Consider the following 16,765-nt stretch of genomic DNA (forward strand, 5'->3'; position numbering starts at 1 on the left):
GGGGACGTCGGTCATGCCGCCAGTCTCCGTTCTTTGATTGATTTGGTCAGGACATCTCTCAGATAATTGGCTTCGGCATAGGTCATGCGGTATCCGACCGTTCGCGTTGTCTGGCCATAATCGAAACAGACCTGAAAGATGGTCTTGTTTTCGAAATCCGTGTCGACAAACACCTTGTCACGGGTGGTGGTGATCGAAACATTGCGTATGCAAGCCGTCTGGTAGCGGCGACTGGATTGGCCCAAGAGCTTTTGGGTTTGGTGTTGAATCGTATCGTCAGACAGAGTGACAATTTCTCGCCTGAAAGCATCGAAGCCGAAGCGCAGATAGATGCTGACCAGGAGGGCTGCCATCAGTGACAGAAAAACCATATGCGCCAGGTCAAGGTCCAGGTCAGGGCGGATGAAGGACGTCGTAAGGATCGCCACATTGACCGAAACCAAAAGGACAAGCGCAAGAAAGGACAAGTCGAAGTGCGGCCGCAAGGCGATCACCGTCCCCTTCGAAACCCGGGCAATGTGAATGTATTGGCGGCTTTCGGCTGATATGCTGGGAACGTTGTTATTCTCAATGGCAATCACGTTGCCGAGCGCGGGCACCTTGGGTGTTGTCGCGTGATCTTCCAGTTTAAGGCAACTGGTTCCGGGTAAAACCGCTGCTGCGACCGTCAGGGCTTCCGCATGAGAAAGTCCTCTGAACAGTCTGAGGTCTTCGCCAGCGTGGCGCAAACAGACGTGGTGGTTTTTTCGACGATACGGGTAGCCATGAAATGGTCGGGAGAATGTGTCGGGCTCTAGCCATACTGCGTCAATCGCGGAAGAGGTGAGCGGCTGATGTGTCCTGCCAAATGGACCAATTCGTTCGATGGTGATGAAGTCCTTCGTTACGACAACTCTGCAGGCGTTTCGATACGACAAGCTGAGCCGTTGCCATGTAATCGTCTGGAGAACAGCTGCAATGCCGAGAGCTCCTGCAACGATCTGGCTGTAGTTCGACCCCGTCAGAGTAAAGCCTTGCCAAATTTCCCACGCCAGACAAACACTTACGAGCAGATTGGCGCAGAAAGCCGATAGCCAGACCCAGAAGCGCGTGTTTCGAATGGAAACGACGGCAAAACCGGCGGCCTGGCGCAGCTCGAGGTGATCCGAGGTGAGCAGTTCGTCTGTCATGCTGGCTCCCGATTGTCTCTGATGCGCCTGTTAATCGCGTCCGCCAGGGCCTTCGCCTCTGTTTCTTCGATCCAGTCGGTCAGCATTTGCGTGGTTTTCCTGAAGCGCAGAAGCACAAAGTACTGACCTGGTGCTGGAATGGGGCCGACGCCATAGGTCTTGCCGTCGTCCCGATGGCAAATCTCGGCCGCCTGAATATCCTCAAAAGACCAGTTGGTATCGGTCACCGTTATGCCGAGCAGACGGTACCGCCTGACGAGTTCTTTGCCGATTGTGATTGTCGGATCGCCAAAGGTCTTGGCCAGTGTTTTGAAAAACAATTGCTTGAAGGAAAGGGCTAGAACCAGAATGACGCAAATCAGCAGGGGCTCGTACCAAGACCTCGGGGCGAACAGGTGTTCGAGGGCCTTCAAATTCGTCCAGAGTGTCTCAACGCCGATAAAGAGTGTCAGGCACAACACACCCAGAGTGGCGAGGCGCATCCGGTTTTTTAAGCGGAACGCCGTGTCGCCGCCATCAGAGAGACGCTTGAGGCGCTCCGTCACCTGAAACGTTGTTTCACTCATGTCGCCTCATTTCTCAAACACAGCTTGTCTCTCAACAAAGCAACCACGGAATCTGCTTCTGAATTGTCCAGCCTTTTGCCAAAATTGATTGTCCTTCGGCCATAAACGATACCCACTCGGCCCAAACCGTCGAAGGGTTCAGCCAGGTATTGGCGTTCACTGAATGCCGGTAACTCGGCGTTTCTCCGGACCTTCGCGATGCGGCCGGGATCGTAATGCCAGGACCATTTCAGAACCGGCATCGAGAAGCGAATGGCTACTGCGGTATTTGAAACAACAAGTTGCTCTTTGCCCGCGAACATCCAGAGCAATGCGGTGCCGACATAGAGCCAGACTGGTACCCAAATTATGGAAAAGCCCAAAAGAAATTCGGATTCGCCGACGTCTGTCCATCTGGATTGGATCGCCTGTACCATCACTACCCCAACCGCGGACCAAGCGCAGAATAGGGCGAGGAGGAATATGAACGAGGCAGGACGCATTTTTGCCGTCACAGTAATCACTGAGCCATTATTTGCCTGATCGATCCTCAGGCGGCCTGGGAAGGGCTGTTCAAATTGCATATGCAAACCGCTGCAGTGGTTTCAGTTCACCTATTCCTCAATCCTCATAGGAATGCCCTGCCTTGAGCCCTTCTCGCACCCGGTGGGCGATTTTCAGGAATTCCGGGGTCTCGCGGATGTCGAGATTGCGGTCGCGCGGCAGGTCGCTTTCGATGACGTCGTAGATCCGGCCCGGGCGCGGGCACAGCACGACGATCTTGGTCGACAGGAACACGGCCTCCGGGATCGAGTGGGTGACGAAGACCACGGTCTTGTTGGTCTTGGCCCAGAGCTGTAAGAGCTGTTCGTTGAGGTGGTCGCGGACGATCTCGTCGAGCGCGCCGAAAGGCTCGTCCATCAGCAGGAGATCCGGCTCGACGGCAAGGGCGCGGGCAATGGAGGCGCGCTGCTGCATGCCGCCGGAAAGCTGCCAGGGGAACTTCTTTTCAAAGCCGGTCAGGTTGACCAGCTCCATGTTGCGGGCAATGCGCTCCCGCTGCTCGGCGGTCGAAAGCCCCATGATTTCCAGCGGCAGGGCAACGTTCTTGGCGATGGTGCGCCAGGGATAGAGCGCGGCGGCCTGGAAGACATAACCATAGGCCCGGTTGAGCCGGGCTTCCTCCGGTGAGACGCCGTTGACGGTGATGGACCCCGCAGTTGGCTGTTCAAGGTCGGCAATGACCCTGAGAAGCGTGGTCTTGCCGCAGCCGGAAGGGCCGATGAAGGAAACGAAATCGCCTTCCTCGATCTTCAGGTCGATGTCGGAGAGGGCATGAACCGGGCCGTCATTGGTCTCGAACGTCAGCGAGAGATTCTCGATGTCGATCACCCGGTTCGGGCTGGCGCTTGTTGTTGTTTCCACCATTTCGGTGTCCTTTGCGCTGGCTAGAGCGTTCATGTCATTCCTCGCTACACGAGTCGAGGTCCGGGTCCCAATTCCGCTGATCAAGCAACGCCAGCAGCGGATCTAGCTTGTCCGTCTCTTCGACGCGTTGGCGTCGTCTCCAAGTCACCTCTCCCCGTGGGAGAGGTCGGACCGCAGGTCCGGGTGAGGGGACAGATCTTTCCGTCCCTCTCCAGGGTTTGCTCCCTCACCCCAGCCCTCTCCCACAGGGAGAGGGGGCGGCCGTGCCTGCAAAGTGGCTCTGCAGGAGGGAATTTCCAGTGCCATTCGGTCGTTTCGGGACCGGATAGCAGATGCGGATCGTGTCAGACCCCGCTGGCCGGGATGCCGGTGCGCTCGACCTTGCGCGGCGCGGTCACTTCCTTCCAGGTGCTGAGCGCCTTGTTGACGGCCTGGAACGGTTCGCGGGCGACGAATTCGCCGTGGCCTTGGCTGTGGTTGACCGTGCCGTCCTCGACCGCGACGCGGCCACGGGTGAGGGTGTAGCGCGGCAGACCCTTGACCTTCTTGCCTTCGAAGACGTTGTAGTCGATCGCCGACTGCTGGTTCGAGGCGGAGATCGTCTTTTCCCTGGTCGGGTCCCAGACCACCAGATCCGCGTCTGCGCCGACCAGGACGGCACCCTTTTTCGGATAGACGTTCAGGATCTTGGCGATGTTTGTGGACGTCACCGCGACAAACTCGTTCGGGGTCAAACGGCCGGTGCCGACGCCGTAGGTCCACAGCATCGGCATGCGGTCTTCCAGGCCCCCTGTACCGTTCGGGATCTTGGTGAAGTCACCGACGCCGGTGCGCTTCTGATCCGTGGTGAAGGCGCAGTGATCCGTGGCGACCACCTGCAGGGAACCCGAGGCAAGACCCGCCCACAAGCTGTCCTGGTGCTTCTTGTCGCGGAAGGGCGGCGACATCACCCGGCGCGCGGCGTGGTCCCAGTCGGCATGCCGGTATTCGCTGTCATCGAGCGTCAGGTGCTGGATCAGCGGCTCGCCATAGGCGCGGATGCCGTTCTGGCGGGCCCGGCGGATGGCTTCATGGGCCTGTTCCGACGAGGTGTGCACGATATAGACCGGCACGCCGGCCATGTCGGCGATCATGATGGCGCGGTTGGTGGCTTCGCCCTCGACTTCCGGCGGGCGCGAATAAGCGTGGGCTTCGGGCCCGTTGTTGCCTTCGGCCAGCAGCTTCTGCTGCAGCGTTGCGACGACATCGCCGTTTTCCGCATGGACCAGCGGCAGGGCGCCGAGCTCGGCGCAGCGGGAGAAGGACGCGAACATCTCGTCGTCATTCACCATCAGCGCGCCCTTGTAGGCCATGAAGTGCTTGAAGGTGTTGATGCCCTTCTTCTGGACCACTTCCTGCATGTCGTTGAAGACCTGCTCGCCCCACCAGGTGATCGCCATGTGGAAGGAATAGTCGCAATGGGCCATCGTCGACTTGTTGTCCCACATCTGCAGCGCTTCCAGCAGCGACTGGCCGGGCGAGGGCAGGGCGAAGTCGACCACCATGGTGGTGCCGCCGGCCAGCGCCGCGCGGGTGCCACTGTCGAAGTTGTCCGACGAGAACGTGCCCATGAAAGGCATTTCCAGGTGCGTATGCGGGTCGATGCCGCCCGGCATGATGTAGCAGCCGGTCGCGTCCAGGGTTTCATCGCCGGAGAGATTGGGGCCGATCTCGACGATCTTGCCGCCCTCGATCTTCACGTCGGCTTCGTAGCTGAGGTCCGCGGTCACCACGGTGCCGCCCTTGATCACTTTGCTGGCCATTTTGGTCCCCTCTTGCTTGCGCTGGATGGTCCGGTACGTCCGACCGGTCTGTTCTTCAGTTTTCTTCAGGACACCAAAGAGCCGGGGCCGTCAGGTCCCGGTCCTTCAGGATCATCGATATTCCGTATTTTCTGCCGATTTCGCAGGCCTTGCTGAAATGGATCGGCCGGTCGGTATATTCCGCGTCGAAGACCGGTTTGCCGGCTTCGACATAGGCGACATAGGACTTGCAGCTTCGGTCCTGGTAGCAGCTCTCTGCAATTGCGAAATCGAAAGCGTCGACCAGATCCTCGGTCAGGTCGGGCACGTTCTTCTGGCCGATCTTCAGGTCCATGCCCCGTGCCGTTGCTGCCAGCAGGCGAACATAGGCGATGGTGTGCTTGGCGGTCACGGGAAACCCGCTGTCATTGTCATGGACATCCATATTGTCCGGCTCGATGGCATCGAAGCCCATTTTTTTGCAGCTCTCGAACCGCGCCGTCATCAGCGGCAGCAGGATGTCGAGCCGGCGAATGTCGAGAAATTTCTCGTCGGGCCAGTCGCCATAGGTCTTGCCGACGACCTCTTGCGGAAAGGCCGCCCGGTCCGGTGAGGTTCGTTCCAGCGTGCCGACGCTGACATAACAGATCGTCCCGATGCCCTTTGTCTTCAGGGCGGCAAGGTCCCCGGGCGAGACCAGGTCCGGATGCAGGTCAATCACCTGAACAGACCGGTCGAGATTGGCAGGCTCGGTCAGCTGCCAGTCCCAGCTGTCGCCAACGGAAAAGGCAAGGGCGGGTGCGGGCGCCATGAGCAGCGTGCCGACGATCGCCAATGCTTTTCCGGTGATGGTCATGGATTTCACCACTATTTTGGGATGCTGCCTTGACGACAGCTAATGCTTCGGAGGTATTTCACGGCCTCAACCAATAGCTGAACAACCGCCAAGGGAACAATAAAGCTTGCCGCTGCCCCTAAAAGCGCTTCCGGTTCACTTACACCCATCAAGTACACACCGAGTGCGAACAGAATTCCTGCAACGGCACTGCTTAGTGCAAACCCAAAAAAGATGGTGCCTGCGACTGCACCTAAGAACAGGAACAGGAAGTGGGGAAACTGCATGAAGACTGCGAAGACAAACGGCCATTGGTATCCCGCGAATCCGAGGATCGCGACAGATACGACGATCAGAATGGCGGCCAACGTTTGAACCTTCACCGGCTTCCCCCAATTCGCTCTTCAGGTTACTCCACGATCCCCGCCGTCTCGACCACGGCGTGGAAGAGGACGTCCGCTCCGGCCTTGGCCCAGTCTTTCGAGATTTCCTCGGCTTCGTTGTGGGACAGGCCGTCGACGCAGGGGCACATGATCATGGCCGTCGGGGCAACCTTGTTGACCCAGCAGGCGTCGTGGCCGGCGCCGGAGATGATGTTCTGGTGCGAATAGCCGAGCCTCTCGGCGGCGTTGCGTACCGCTTCCACGCAGCCCTTGTCGAACTCGACCGGATCGAAGCCGCCGACCTTCTCGAACGCGACCTGAAGACCCATGTCGTCGCAGATCTTCTGGGCCTCGATCTTCAGCCGGTCTTCCATGTCCTTGATGACGGCAAGGTCCGGAGAGCGGAAGTCGACGGTGAACACCACCTTGCCCGGGATGACGTTTCGCGAATTCGGATAGACGTCGATGTGACCGGCCGCACCGACCGCGTGCGGTGCGTGCGACCAGGCAATCTCGTCGACCTTGTTGAGGATCCGCGCCATGCCGAGACCGGCGTTCTTGCGCATCGGCATCGGTGTGGAGCCGGTGTGGCTGTCCTTGCCGGTGACGGTCACCTGCGTCCAGGAGAGGCCCTGGCCGTGCGTGACGACACCGATGTCCTTGCCTTCGGCTTCCAGGATCGGGCCCTGCTCGATATGGAGTTCGAACATGGCGTGCATCTTGTCCTTGCGGGCGCCGACTTCCTCGTCGCCGACCCAGCCGATGCGCTTCAGCTCGTCGCCGAACTTCTTGCCCTCCGCGTCTTCGCGGTCATAGGCCCAGTCCTGGGTGTGGACGCCGGCAAAGACGCCGGACGCAAGCATGGCCGGGGCAAAGCGCGTGCCTTCCTCGTTGGTCCAGTTGGTTACGACGATCGGGTGTTTGGTCTTGATGCCGAGATCGTTCATGGTGCGCACCACTTCCAGCCCGCCGAGCACGCCGAGCACGCCGTCATACTTGCCGCCGGTCGGCTGCGTATCCAGATGCGAGCCTACATAGACGGGCAGGGCGTCCGGATCGGTTCCGGGACGGGTCATGAACATGTTGCCCATGGTGTCGACCGCCATGGTCATGCCGGCTTCCTCGCACCATTTCTGGAACAGCTTGCGGCCTTCGCCATCCTCGTCGGTGACGGTCTGGCGGTTGTTGCCGCCGGCGACGCCCGGGCCGATCTTGGCCATTTCCATCAGGCTTTCCCAAAGCCTGTCCGCGTTGATCCTGAGGTTTTCGCCGGGAGCTGCCATGATGATCTCCTATTTCAATTCGGTTTCGACGAAGGACATCGGAGCGTCCCCGCCGTTGATGACATTGTGTTCGACGCCCTTGTCGCGGCGATAGACGGTACCGGCGGGAATGACGGCGTCACGGGTTTCGCCGCCGGGTTCCTCCAAGAGCATGCGGCAATCGGTCAGCGCCGTGATGACATAGTCCATCTCGTGCCTGTGCCAGCCGGTTTCGGCGCCGGGCGCGAAGTCGAACCGCGTCACCCGCACGCGGTCGTCATCGATCAGTTGTGCTGCCGTTGCCTGTGGACGTTCCATCGCTGCAAGGTTCCGGTGTTCAGGTGGGAGGGCGCGGCACGCGGCAGCGCCCCCGGCTGGAGGTTCAGTCGATCGCGTTCAGGACACTGCGCAGCTTGTCGAAGACTTCGTCAATCTGCTCCTTCGAGATGATCAGTGGCGGCGACAGCGCGATGATGTCGCCGGTGGTGCGGATCAGCAGGCCGTCGTCATAGGCCTTCAGGAAGGCGGAGAAGGCGCGCTTGGTCGGTTCGCCGGCAATCGGCGTCAGCTCGACCGCACCGATCAGACCAAGATTGCGGATGTCGATGACATTCGGGCAATCCTTCAGCGCATGCAGGCCGTCTTCCCAATGCTGGGCGAGGTCGGCCGCGCGGGTCAGAAGACCTTCCTCCTCGTAGGTGTCGAGGGTGGCGAGCGCCGCGGCACAGGCCACCGGATGGGCCGAATAGGTGTAGCCGTGGAACAGCTCGATCATGTGATCGGGACCGGTCATGAAGGCATTGTAGATATCGGAGGAACAGAACACGGCGCCCATCGGGATGACGCCGGAGGTCAGGCCCTTGGCCGTGGTGACCAGATCCGGCGTGACACCGAAGAAGTCGGTCGCAAACGGCGAGCCGAGGCGGCCGAACCCGGTGATGACCTCGTCGAAGATCAGCAGGATGCCGTTCTGGGTGCAGATCTCGCGCAGGCGCTCCAGGTAGCCTTTCGGCGGGATCAGCACGCCCGTGGAGCCGGCGACCGGTTCGACAATTACCGCGGCGATGGTCGAGGGGTCGTGCAGCTGGATGATGCGGATCAGCTCCTCGGCATATTCGGCGCCGTTTTCCGGCATGCCGCGCGAGAAGGCGTTGCGCTCCGGATCATGCGTGTGGCGCATGTGGTCGACGCCGGTCAGCATGGTGCCGAAGGTCTTGCGGTTGGCGACGATGCCGCCGACGGAGATGCCGCCGAAGCCGACGCCGTGATAGCCGCGTTCGCGGCCGATCAGGCGGGTACGGGTGCCCTGGCCTATGGAGCGCTGATAGGCCAGCGCGATCTTCAGCGCCGTGTCGACGCTTTCCGAGCCGGAATTGGTGAAGAACACATGGTCCAGCGGGGAGGGCATCATGGCGGCGAGCCGGGCAGCCAGTTCGAAGGCCTTCGGATGGCCCATCTGGAAGGCGGGCGCATAGTCGAGCTCGGCGATCTGTTTCTGCACCGCCTCGACCACCTTCGGGCGGGAGTGACCGGCATTGCAGCACCACAGTCCGGCGGTGCCGTCCAGCACCTGGCGGCCCTCGGCGGTGGTGTAATGCATGTCCTTGGCCGCCACGAACATGCGCGGCGCCTGCTTGAACTGGCGGTTGGCCGTGAAAGGCATCCAGAAGGCTTCGAGATTGTTTGTGGCAGCCTGGCTCGGTGCTGACATACGTCCTCCTTGCGGCCCTTCAGAATGGAAGGAACCGACTGTTGTTTTGATCCCTGGAGGAAGGCATAGCATGCGACTCATGCCAAAGGCAGTGCCGTCAGCTGTGGTCCTCTCCCCAAACTGTTCCCGGGGCCTTTCCGGCGGGCTTTTGCCTCGTTTTCGGAAAGGGCCCAAATCTCTCTGGCCGGCCATCCGGCCGATGCCGGACGGTGTCATGATGGTCCGAAGGAAGCGCTCCAACAAGACCTCCCGCGTCAGGTGAATTGGCCCGTTGCGGCGCAGGAGGGGATCGACTAGCCTTCTGACCATCTGGTCAATTTACCCTAGGAGGGATTTGACCAAATGGTCAAGATGCAAATCCGGCCGTCATGACTAATTTGTGGTCATACGCGCTCCGGAGGCTTCTGATCCCGCCCGATCCGCCCCGAAACCACGGGAAACAGCGCGTTTGGGCGATCTAGATACGGGCCCATGTGACGGGAAGCGGGACGGTATATGACAGAAATGAGCGGGCAGACGCAGGATCCACTCAAGACGGGTGGTCTGAGCCGGATCCAGGAAAAGAACAGATCTCTGATTCTGGACGCGGCTCTCGGGGAGTTTTCCAAAAAGGGGTTTTCGGGCGCAACGGTGGAGCGGATTGCCGCCGATGCCGGGATGTCGAAATCAAATCTGCTCTATTATTTTTCCTCCAAGGAAGCGATCTACAACGCAACGCTTGCCCATATTCTCGAGGTCTGGCTGGCGCCGCTCAAGACATTGAGGCCGGAAGGCGAGCCGGCGGCGGAGCTGGCCGCCTATATCCGCCAGAAGATTGAAATGTCTGCAACCTTTCCGGAAGCCTCGCGCCTGTTCGCCAATGAGGTGATGCAGGGCGCGCCGCAAATCCTGCCGATCCTTGAAACCGACCTGAAGCGGCTGGTCGCCGAAAAGTCCCAGGTGATCGAGAACTGGATCGCGGCCGGCAAGATGCGCCGGGTCGATCCGGTGCACCTGATTTTCACGATCTGGGCGACGACGCAGCACTACGCGGACTTTTCGGTCCAGATCAGGGCCTTGACGGGAAGGGATCTCTCCGACCCCGACTTTTTCGAAGAGACGGTGGCGTCCGTGACCTCGCTGATCCTGAACGGCGCCGGTCTGAGCTGGCCGCCGGAAAACGGCCAGGCGGACGGATGACGGGTGACGATGCCCATATCGGCGCCGCGTCGCGTATTCCGGTCACAGGCCGCCTGTTCATCCTCAAGGACGAGTTGAGCGAGGACTTCATTCGCGCCTCAGGCCCGGGCGGTCAGAATGTCAACAAGGTCTCGACGGCTGTTCAATTGCGCTTCAACCTCGCCGGCAACGAAACGCTGCCGGAAGACGTCAAGTCGCGTGCCGCGCGTCTTGCCGGCAGCCGATTGACGCTGAACGGCGAAATCGTGCTGCAGGCCGACCGGTTCCGCACGCGGGAACGCAACCGCGAGGACGCGCTGGAACGCCTCCTGGATCTTTTGCGCAAGGCGACGGAAAAGCCAAAGCCGCGCAAGGCGACCAAACCCACGCTCGGCTCCAAGAGGCGGCGCCTGGATGCCAAGAAACAGCGCGGCCAGATCAAGAAGATGCGGGGCCGGGGCGGGCGCTACGACGACTGAGCGCATTGCCATGCTGCCTCATAGCAAGACACCGTGGCTCGGACGCAGTGGTTCCGGCACGGGTTCACCAACCCGCTCCGCCAACGCGATTTCGATGGTCCTTGTCATGGCGGCAAGCGGCAGACCGTGCGCCCTGTCGGCAAACGGGTGCTCCAGTTCCTCGGTGACGGCGGCCAGACCGAAAAACACATAGGCAATCACGGCTGCGAAGACCGGAGCGATGATCCCGGTGCCTTCGATCAGGGCGAAGGGAACCGCGAGACAGTAGAGCCAGGTCGTCCGCAGGACGAGCAGGGAATAGACAAAGGGCAGGGGTGTCGTGCGGATCCGTTCACAGCCCGCCTGGGCAAGGCTGATAGAGGCCAGCCGTTCGCTGAGGGCCCTGCGTCCGAAGCCGTCGACATGCCCCGTTTCGGTCGCTTCACACAGGACGCGGCCGGCCGCGTCGAGCGCCGCGCAAGGGCTCGCCAGGATCTTCAGCTCCGGATCGTCTCCCGTCCAGATTTCCGGCGGCTTGCCGTCCAGGTGGCCCCGCAGCGCCAAACGGTGAAGATGTGCGAACAGGACCGCACAGCGCAAAAAACGGCTCCGATGGGCCGCGTCGGTCAGGAACAGTTCGCTTTCCCGGCCGAGACTGCGCATGTCGGCAACCAAGCCGCCCCAGAGCTTTCGTGCCTCCCACCAGCGCTCATAGGCTGCGTTGTTGCGAAAGCCGAGAAACAGCGACAGCGCGACCCCGAAGACACCGGTGGCCGCCAGCGATATATGCGGCAGCGGTATCACGTAGCGGTCCAGCAGGACCACAAGCAGGGAAAAACCCGTAACGGCGCCGATCAGGGGGGCAATTCGCGGAACGATGGACCCCTGCATGACAAAGAAGAGTTTCAGGTGGTTGGGAGGATCTCTGAGTATCATGATCTGACCTGCTGCTTGGAGTGGTCAGACTAGATTGAAGTCTCGCTGCTTCTTTCTTTCGAACGGCGGATGGAGTGTTGAAGCCGACATGAGGTCACAAATTCCGCTTTGCCCTCGCCAGGCCATGTGCGACCAGCCGGTCGATCACCTCCGCGTAACCGACACCGCTGACCGCCATCACCTTGGAATACATGCTGATGTCGGTGAAGCCGGGAATGGTGTTGAGTTCGTTGACGAGAAAGCGTCCGTCTTTGCACAGGAAAAAATCCACCCGGGCCATGCCGTCGCAGCCAAGCGCCTGGAAGGCCTTTGCCGCCGTGTCGCGGATCTCGTCCTCCAGTTTGCCGGGGAGATCGGCCGGAACGATCAGGGCCGCGCCATCGCCGTCGACATATTTGGCGTCATAGGTGTAGAAGCCGTGGGATTCCGCCGGCACGATTTCACCGCAGCGGGAGACGAAAAGACCGCCGTCCGGATCCTCCAGAACCGCACATTCGATCTCGCGGCCTTCGATGAATTCCTCCGCCAACAGTTTGGAATCATGACGGAAACCCTCCTGGAGCGCGGTGTCGTACTCGCTTGCCGAGGTTACCTTGCTGACGCCGACAGAAGAGCCCTGGCGCGCCGGCTTGACGAAAACGGGAAGACCGAGCGCCTGGGCCACTTCCTCAAAGCCGGGAACCTTGCCGGGGTGTATCGTGAGTGCGCGCGCAGTTGGCACGTCGGCAGCCGACAGCAGGCGTTTCGCGAGATCCTTGTCGAGCGCGTTGGCGGATCCGGCAATGCCGCAACCGGCGAGGGGGAGGAGGGCGGTTTCGGCCAGTCCCTGTACTGCGCCGTCTTCGCCGGGTAGACCGTGCAGGACAGGGAAGAGGATGTCGATTTTCGGAAGTTCAATGCAGGAGCCGTCGGCTTCAAGGGCGATCAACCTGCCATGTCCACCAGGCAGGAAACAAAGAAAGGATCCTTCCGACGGGCGGTCCAGCACGCCGTCTTCATAGCGGCTCAACAACCATTTTCCGGTTTTGGTGATATAGATCGGAACGGCGTCGTAGCGTTCCGGGGACAGGGCATTCATCACATTGGTGGCGGACATGACCGACACGTCGTGTTCGGCGGACAGGCCGCCGTACAAAATGCCGATCCTGATTTTCTCTTTGGTATCCGTCATTGCGTTCCCTATTCACGTTAAGTCTTAGCAATGACAAGAAAAAATGGCGTTTCCATGTAGAGCGGTATGGAGCGGCAGAATTCCTGTCAGATGTGTAGGCGGATGTAGCAAACCTGTCCGGGTGACGATAGTGAGGGCGACTGAAAACCCTTTCCGGGAAACCGACCTCTCGTTGTAACCTTTGTACGGTACTTAGTTCTTGTACAGCAGGTTGCTGAGCGTCCGTGTGGAAGCATCGGGGCAGAGCCCAAGCAGAGCACGACCCGTCCTGAAGTGATGTCAAAGCTATTTAGAGGTGCGACAGGTTCAGCCCGATAGAAATGCGACACTCGGATAGTGCCGCTTGCTGAAGCGGTCAGCCCCCGATCCGACCGGCTGGGCCGGGTTGCAAGGAAGGTGAGGGGGCGGGTTATATTGTGATCAAACTACACTCAGTTTAGGCAGATTCAACGAAATTGAGACCATTTAGATGAATAGGAAAATTCTTTTCGTTGAATTGGTTCATTCCTTGTTGTGGATGAACATAACGAAGGGTCAAGCTCATAAACACCGTGAGGCAATCGACACGCTGAATTTTGTGCCGAACTTGCAGGTGGAGAACAAATCGTATTTTACCATTGAAGTAGACGACGAACTCCCATCTCGGTTTGAGAAGTTCCTACGGAAGATTCAAGTATCTGGAATATGCACACTGCGATATTCACGTTACGAGCCCTGGGCTAAAGTAGAAATTCAATTCAAGGGACCAGACACGAGAACCAGCCTATGCGATGCTAACATTGGCGATTTCATTCAGGAAGGTGAGTTGGTCTCTGTATTTCTTGAAGAGGCTGCCAATTTTGGCAGCTCTTTTGAGTCGTCCATTGACGGTCGCCGAGCACTAGCGGCACTCCCAGTCGACTGGGAGTGGTTTACTCCTCCTCATTATTTTGCCGAGTCTGTAAACACGCTATTGAACGCCGGTTACTGTGAAACGAATGCGCAGAAATATCGTTGGACCGAGAAAGTTAGGCCACAAATGGAAGCCGCTTTGTTGTGGGTTGGAGACAAGACTTCGTTTCAATTGCGAGAAGAGGAACTCCTGCAAATATGGAACACGATGCCTGAAAGGTTCAGGATGCCATTCGCACAACAAGCAAGAGAGAAAGACAGCCTTGATGTGATTAACCTTGCGATGATCATGGGGCACTTCAGATATGATGGTGAATGGCATGAAAAACCCGAGAACCCAGAAGGCCTACGGCATGGAATTCTACCAGGTGGGCAGATTCCAACTGCTAGAGAACTCAATAGGCTGTTTAAGTCGGGTAAGATTGTCATCTAGTTGCTTTGATGTCCTACGATCCGGGACGACGCTCAATCGGCTATCTCGAAACTTTTAAACGGCTTCCAGCAGGTTCAGCTCATGTTGCGACATGGTGATCAAAGACATTACGGCTCCGTCAGCGCTCAGGCGTGTCGAAGCCAGTCTTCCTTCCAACGTGACATTGACCAGCGTCAGACGGACGGGAAGTGTCGCATCTTTAACTGGCCCAAGTGTCGCATTACAAATGGCTGCCAAATGCGCGATTCGCATAATCAATATTATGGAACATTTTTGAATGAGCGGATTAGGGCTGCTTGATCAATGGCTTGGAGAAGCAATTTGAAACCGGCTCCAAGGCGTCCTGCAGGTTCAGCCTGACTTGACGCGTGCTTCCAGGTTTAGTCTTCCAGCTCCGCGGCATCGGTCGCATCAATGATCCGTCGCGCGGTCTCGAACGCAAAACCCGCGCGGCACATGGCTGCCAGATCCTTGTCGCGTCGCTCGGCGCGCTTGTCCGTGGTCCTGTATGGTCCCAGCCGGCGCCGGCGCGCAAAGACGCGTGCGGCATCTTCATCGGTGTGCGTATCGTCCTGCAGCACGGTTTCGATCATGTCGCGATCAACGCCCTTGGCCGCGAGCTGCGCTTCGATCTTGCGCGCCGAACCGCCTCGGCGCCTGAGACCGGCGACCTTGGTTTCCGCGTAGGTCCTGTCGTTGACCAGTCCAATGCGGACACAGCTCTCGACCACCGACTCGATCATGTCCGAAAAATCGGCCGGATCCAGCTCCAGTGCCACACAGGCCCTCAGGACCTTGCGTTCCAATACCCGGCGCAAGTTGGTTTCGGAGGTCGCGTAACGTTCCAGATAATGCAGCGCTGAACGCCTCAGACGCTCTTCGGTCGGCGCTTTGAATTTCGGCTTAGCCTGCATCGACCGTTACGGCGTGCTGCCCGGAAAGTTCCAACGTTTCAAGGCGCATGCCGTCATAGGCCGGCTCGATGTTCGCCGGCAATTCCAACGTCAGCGTCTGGTAGTCCAGGTCGTTGTGCATATTCGTGAAAACGGCTTTTTTGGGCGCGATTTTCCGCGTCCAGGCCAAGGCGTCCTCCAGACAGAAATGGCTGGGATGCGGATGGCGACGCAGGCAATCCAGGATCAAAATATCCAGGTTTTTCAATTTGTTATAGCTTGAATCCGGAATGTCGGAGACATCGGGAATGTAAGCGGCGTCCGCTGTCCTGAAACCGAGCGCGTTCATTTCGCCATGAACCACTTCAATGGGATCGAAGGTCACGGGACCGGCGGCACCGGTAATGGTAATCGGTTCGCCTGCGCGGATCTCGTGACGGTCGAGGATCGGCGGGTAATTGGAGCCGGGAGGCGTTTTGAAGCAATAGCCGAAGGCCGTCCGGGCGCGGTCATGGGTTTCCGCGTCCATATAGACCGGAACCCGGTTCTTGCTGCGCACCCAGAACGCGCGCAGATCATCGATGCCATGCAGATGATCGGCATGGGCATGCGTGTAGAGCACGGCATCGACATGGGAGACATTGGCCGCCAGCAGCTGGTTCCTGATATCCGGACCGGTATCTATCAACACGGTTGTACAAGCATTTTCCACACGCTTTTCCACAAGAAGTGCACAGCGCGTGCGCCGGTTTCTGGGCTCAAGCGGATCGCAACTGCCCCAATCGTTTCCGATCCGCGGCACCCCTCCGGACGAACCGCATCCCAGGATGGTCAGTTCAATGCTCACGACGCGGCTGCCTCTGTGACATGGGCGGCGCGAGGGACCTTTTTGAACAGGCGGAAGAAATTGCCCGTTGTCTGGCGGGCGATCTCGGCTTCCGAAACACCCCGGGTTTCGGCCAGGACCGCTGCGGTCATCGCGGTATAGGCCGGTTCATTGCGCTTGCCGCGTCTCGGCTGCGGCGCCAGGTAGGGCGCGTCCGTTTCAACAAGCAGCCTGTCGGCGGGCAATTCCTTCGCGATCTCGCGCAGGTCCTCGGAGCGCTTGAATGTGAGAATGCCGGAAAAGGAGACATACAGGCCAAGCTCGACGCCCGTGAGTGCCAGGTCGCGGCCGGAAGAAAAACAGTGCAGGAGGGCCGGGAAGGCCCCCTTCCCCATTTCCTCGCGCAGGATCGCGGCCATGTCGTCGTCTGCGTCGCGGGCATGGATCACCAGCGGCAGGCCGGTCCGGCGCGCCGCCTCGATGTGAATGCGCAGGCCTTCGGCCTGGGCGTCGCGGGGTGCCTTGTCGTAGAAATAGTCGAGACCCGCTTCCCCGATCGCAACCACCTTGGGATGCTCGGCCAGGGCAACGATCTCCTCGACGGGAATGCCGCGTTCGGCGCCGGCATTGTGCGGATGGGTGCCGACGGAGCAATAGACGTTCGGAAATTCCTCCGCGATGGCGCGGACCTGGTCGAATTTCCGAATATGGGTGCAGATGGTCACCATGAGCTCGACACCCGCTGACCTGGCCCGCTCGATCAGGTCGGCGCGTTCACCGTCGAAGTCGGGAAAATCGAGATGGCAATGGCTGTCTACAAGCATGAAAGTTCCGGAACCCGTGTTCACTCAATTGCGTCATGTGCCTGGGGGCGCCGGTGGATTG

Annotated in this window: 18 protein-coding genes; 3 read left to right on the plus strand and 15 right to left on the minus strand. The window is 59.4% G+C overall.

Translation table 11 applies throughout. The features are described 5' to 3' along the window. Positions 1 to 11 precede the first annotated feature (11 nt). The 10 genes from O6760_RS23385 to O6760_RS23430 form a co-directional block, all read right to left on the minus strand. Positions 12 to 1,169, minus strand: coding sequence for a hypothetical protein (locus O6760_RS23385; protein ID WP_269582066.1), 1,158 nt, complete (start codon positions 1,167 to 1,169; stop codon positions 12 to 14). Then, on the minus strand, positions 1,166 to 1,735 hold the full coding sequence (locus tag O6760_RS23390) for a hypothetical protein (RefSeq protein ID WP_269582067.1): 570 nt from the start codon (positions 1,733 to 1,735) through the stop codon (positions 1,166 to 1,168). Before O6760_RS23390 ends, O6760_RS23385 begins: the two co-directional genes overlap by 4 nt. Next, positions 1,732 to 2,298, minus strand: a complete 567-nt coding sequence (locus tag O6760_RS23395) for a hypothetical protein (protein WP_269582068.1) — start codon at positions 2,296 to 2,298, stop codon at positions 1,732 to 1,734. Before O6760_RS23395 ends, O6760_RS23390 begins: the two co-directional genes overlap by 4 nt. 37 nt (positions 2,299 to 2,335) lie before the next feature. Next, positions 2,336 to 3,142, minus strand: a complete 807-nt coding sequence (locus O6760_RS23400; RefSeq protein WP_269586337.1) for an ABC transporter ATP-binding protein — start codon at positions 3,140 to 3,142, stop codon at positions 2,336 to 2,338. A 344-nt stretch (positions 3,143 to 3,486) separates the two neighbouring features. Then, positions 3,487 to 4,944, minus strand: a complete 1,458-nt coding sequence (gene hydA, locus O6760_RS23405) for a dihydropyrimidinase (RefSeq protein ID WP_269582069.1) — start codon at positions 4,942 to 4,944, stop codon at positions 3,487 to 3,489. A 55-nt stretch (positions 4,945 to 4,999) separates the two neighbouring features. After that, positions 5,000 to 5,779: an endo alpha-1,4 polygalactosaminidase gene (locus O6760_RS23410; RefSeq protein WP_269582070.1), complete on the minus strand. Its 780-nt coding sequence runs from the start codon at positions 5,777 to 5,779 to the stop codon at positions 5,000 to 5,002. Positions 5,780 to 5,790: 11 nt separating this feature from the next. Then, the gene (locus O6760_RS23415) at positions 5,791 to 6,141 is read right to left on the minus strand and encodes a hypothetical protein (RefSeq protein WP_269582071.1); all 351 of its coding nucleotides are present in this window, start codon (positions 6,139 to 6,141) and stop codon (positions 5,791 to 5,793) included. Between the two features lie 26 nt (positions 6,142 to 6,167). After that, on the minus strand, positions 6,168 to 7,424 hold the full coding sequence (locus O6760_RS23420; protein ID WP_269582072.1) for a Zn-dependent hydrolase: 1,257 nt from the start codon (positions 7,422 to 7,424) through the stop codon (positions 6,168 to 6,170). Between the two features lie 9 nt (positions 7,425 to 7,433). Next, positions 7,434 to 7,721 (minus strand): cupin domain-containing protein, encoded by a 288-nt coding sequence (locus O6760_RS23425; RefSeq protein WP_269582073.1) that lies wholly within the window; start codon positions 7,719 to 7,721, stop codon positions 7,434 to 7,436. Positions 7,722 to 7,785: 64 nt separating this feature from the next. Next, complete coding sequence (locus tag O6760_RS23430; RefSeq protein WP_269582074.1) at positions 7,786 to 9,114, minus strand: aspartate aminotransferase family protein; 1,329 nt, start codon at positions 9,112 to 9,114, stop codon at positions 7,786 to 7,788. Between the two features lie 504 nt (positions 9,115 to 9,618). Between O6760_RS23430 and rutR the strand changes: the two genes are divergently transcribed. Together rutR and arfB are read left to right on the plus strand one after the other, a co-directional pair. Next, positions 9,619 to 10,293: an HTH-type transcriptional regulator RutR gene (rutR, locus tag O6760_RS23435; RefSeq protein WP_442969935.1), complete on the plus strand. Its 675-nt coding sequence runs from the start codon at positions 9,619 to 9,621 to the stop codon at positions 10,291 to 10,293. Then, on the plus strand, positions 10,290 to 10,751 hold the full coding sequence (gene arfB, locus O6760_RS23440) for an alternative ribosome rescue aminoacyl-tRNA hydrolase ArfB (RefSeq protein WP_269582076.1): 462 nt from the start codon (positions 10,290 to 10,292) through the stop codon (positions 10,749 to 10,751). Before rutR ends, arfB begins: the two co-directional genes overlap by 4 nt. An 18-nt stretch (positions 10,752 to 10,769) precedes the next feature. Here arfB and O6760_RS23445 read toward each other — a convergent pair whose 3' ends face one another. After that, entirely contained in the window at positions 10,770 to 11,666 is an 897-nt protein-coding gene (locus tag O6760_RS23445) for a bestrophin family protein (protein WP_269582077.1), read from the minus strand. 94 nt (positions 11,667 to 11,760) lie between these two features. After that, positions 11,761 to 12,837 (minus strand): D-alanine--D-alanine ligase family protein, encoded by a 1,077-nt coding sequence (locus tag O6760_RS23450; protein ID WP_269582078.1) that lies wholly within the window; start codon positions 12,835 to 12,837, stop codon positions 11,761 to 11,763. Positions 12,838 to 13,306: 469 nt separating this feature from the next. On the opposite strand from O6760_RS23450, the gene O6760_RS23455 reads away from it, so the two are divergent. Next, a complete protein-coding gene (locus O6760_RS23455) occupies positions 13,307 to 14,161 on the plus strand; it encodes a hypothetical protein (RefSeq protein ID WP_269582079.1) in 855 nt (284 codons plus the stop codon). Between the two features lie 380 nt (positions 14,162 to 14,541). Here the strand turns inward: O6760_RS23455 and O6760_RS23460 are convergent, their stop codons facing one another. Genes O6760_RS23460 through O6760_RS23470 form a run of 3 tightly spaced genes read right to left on the minus strand, consistent with a single transcriptional unit; the run spans position 14,542 to position 16,704 of the window. After that, positions 14,542 to 15,075 (minus strand): regulatory protein RecX, encoded by a 534-nt coding sequence (locus O6760_RS23460; protein WP_269582080.1) that lies wholly within the window; start codon positions 15,073 to 15,075, stop codon positions 14,542 to 14,544. Next, positions 15,065 to 15,901, minus strand: coding sequence for an MBL fold metallo-hydrolase (locus O6760_RS23465; protein WP_269582081.1), 837 nt, complete (start codon positions 15,899 to 15,901; stop codon positions 15,065 to 15,067). The genes O6760_RS23460 and O6760_RS23465 overlap by 11 nt, the downstream gene beginning before the upstream one ends. Further along, entirely contained in the window at positions 15,898 to 16,704 is an 807-nt protein-coding gene (locus tag O6760_RS23470) for a TatD family hydrolase (RefSeq protein ID WP_269582082.1), read from the minus strand. The genes O6760_RS23465 and O6760_RS23470 overlap by 4 nt, the downstream gene beginning before the upstream one ends. Positions 16,705 to 16,765: the final 61 nt, after the last annotated feature.

The sequence above is a fragment of the Roseibium sp. Sym1 genome (assembly GCF_027359675.1).
Taxonomy (GTDB): domain Bacteria; phylum Pseudomonadota; class Alphaproteobacteria; order Rhizobiales; family Stappiaceae; genus Roseibium.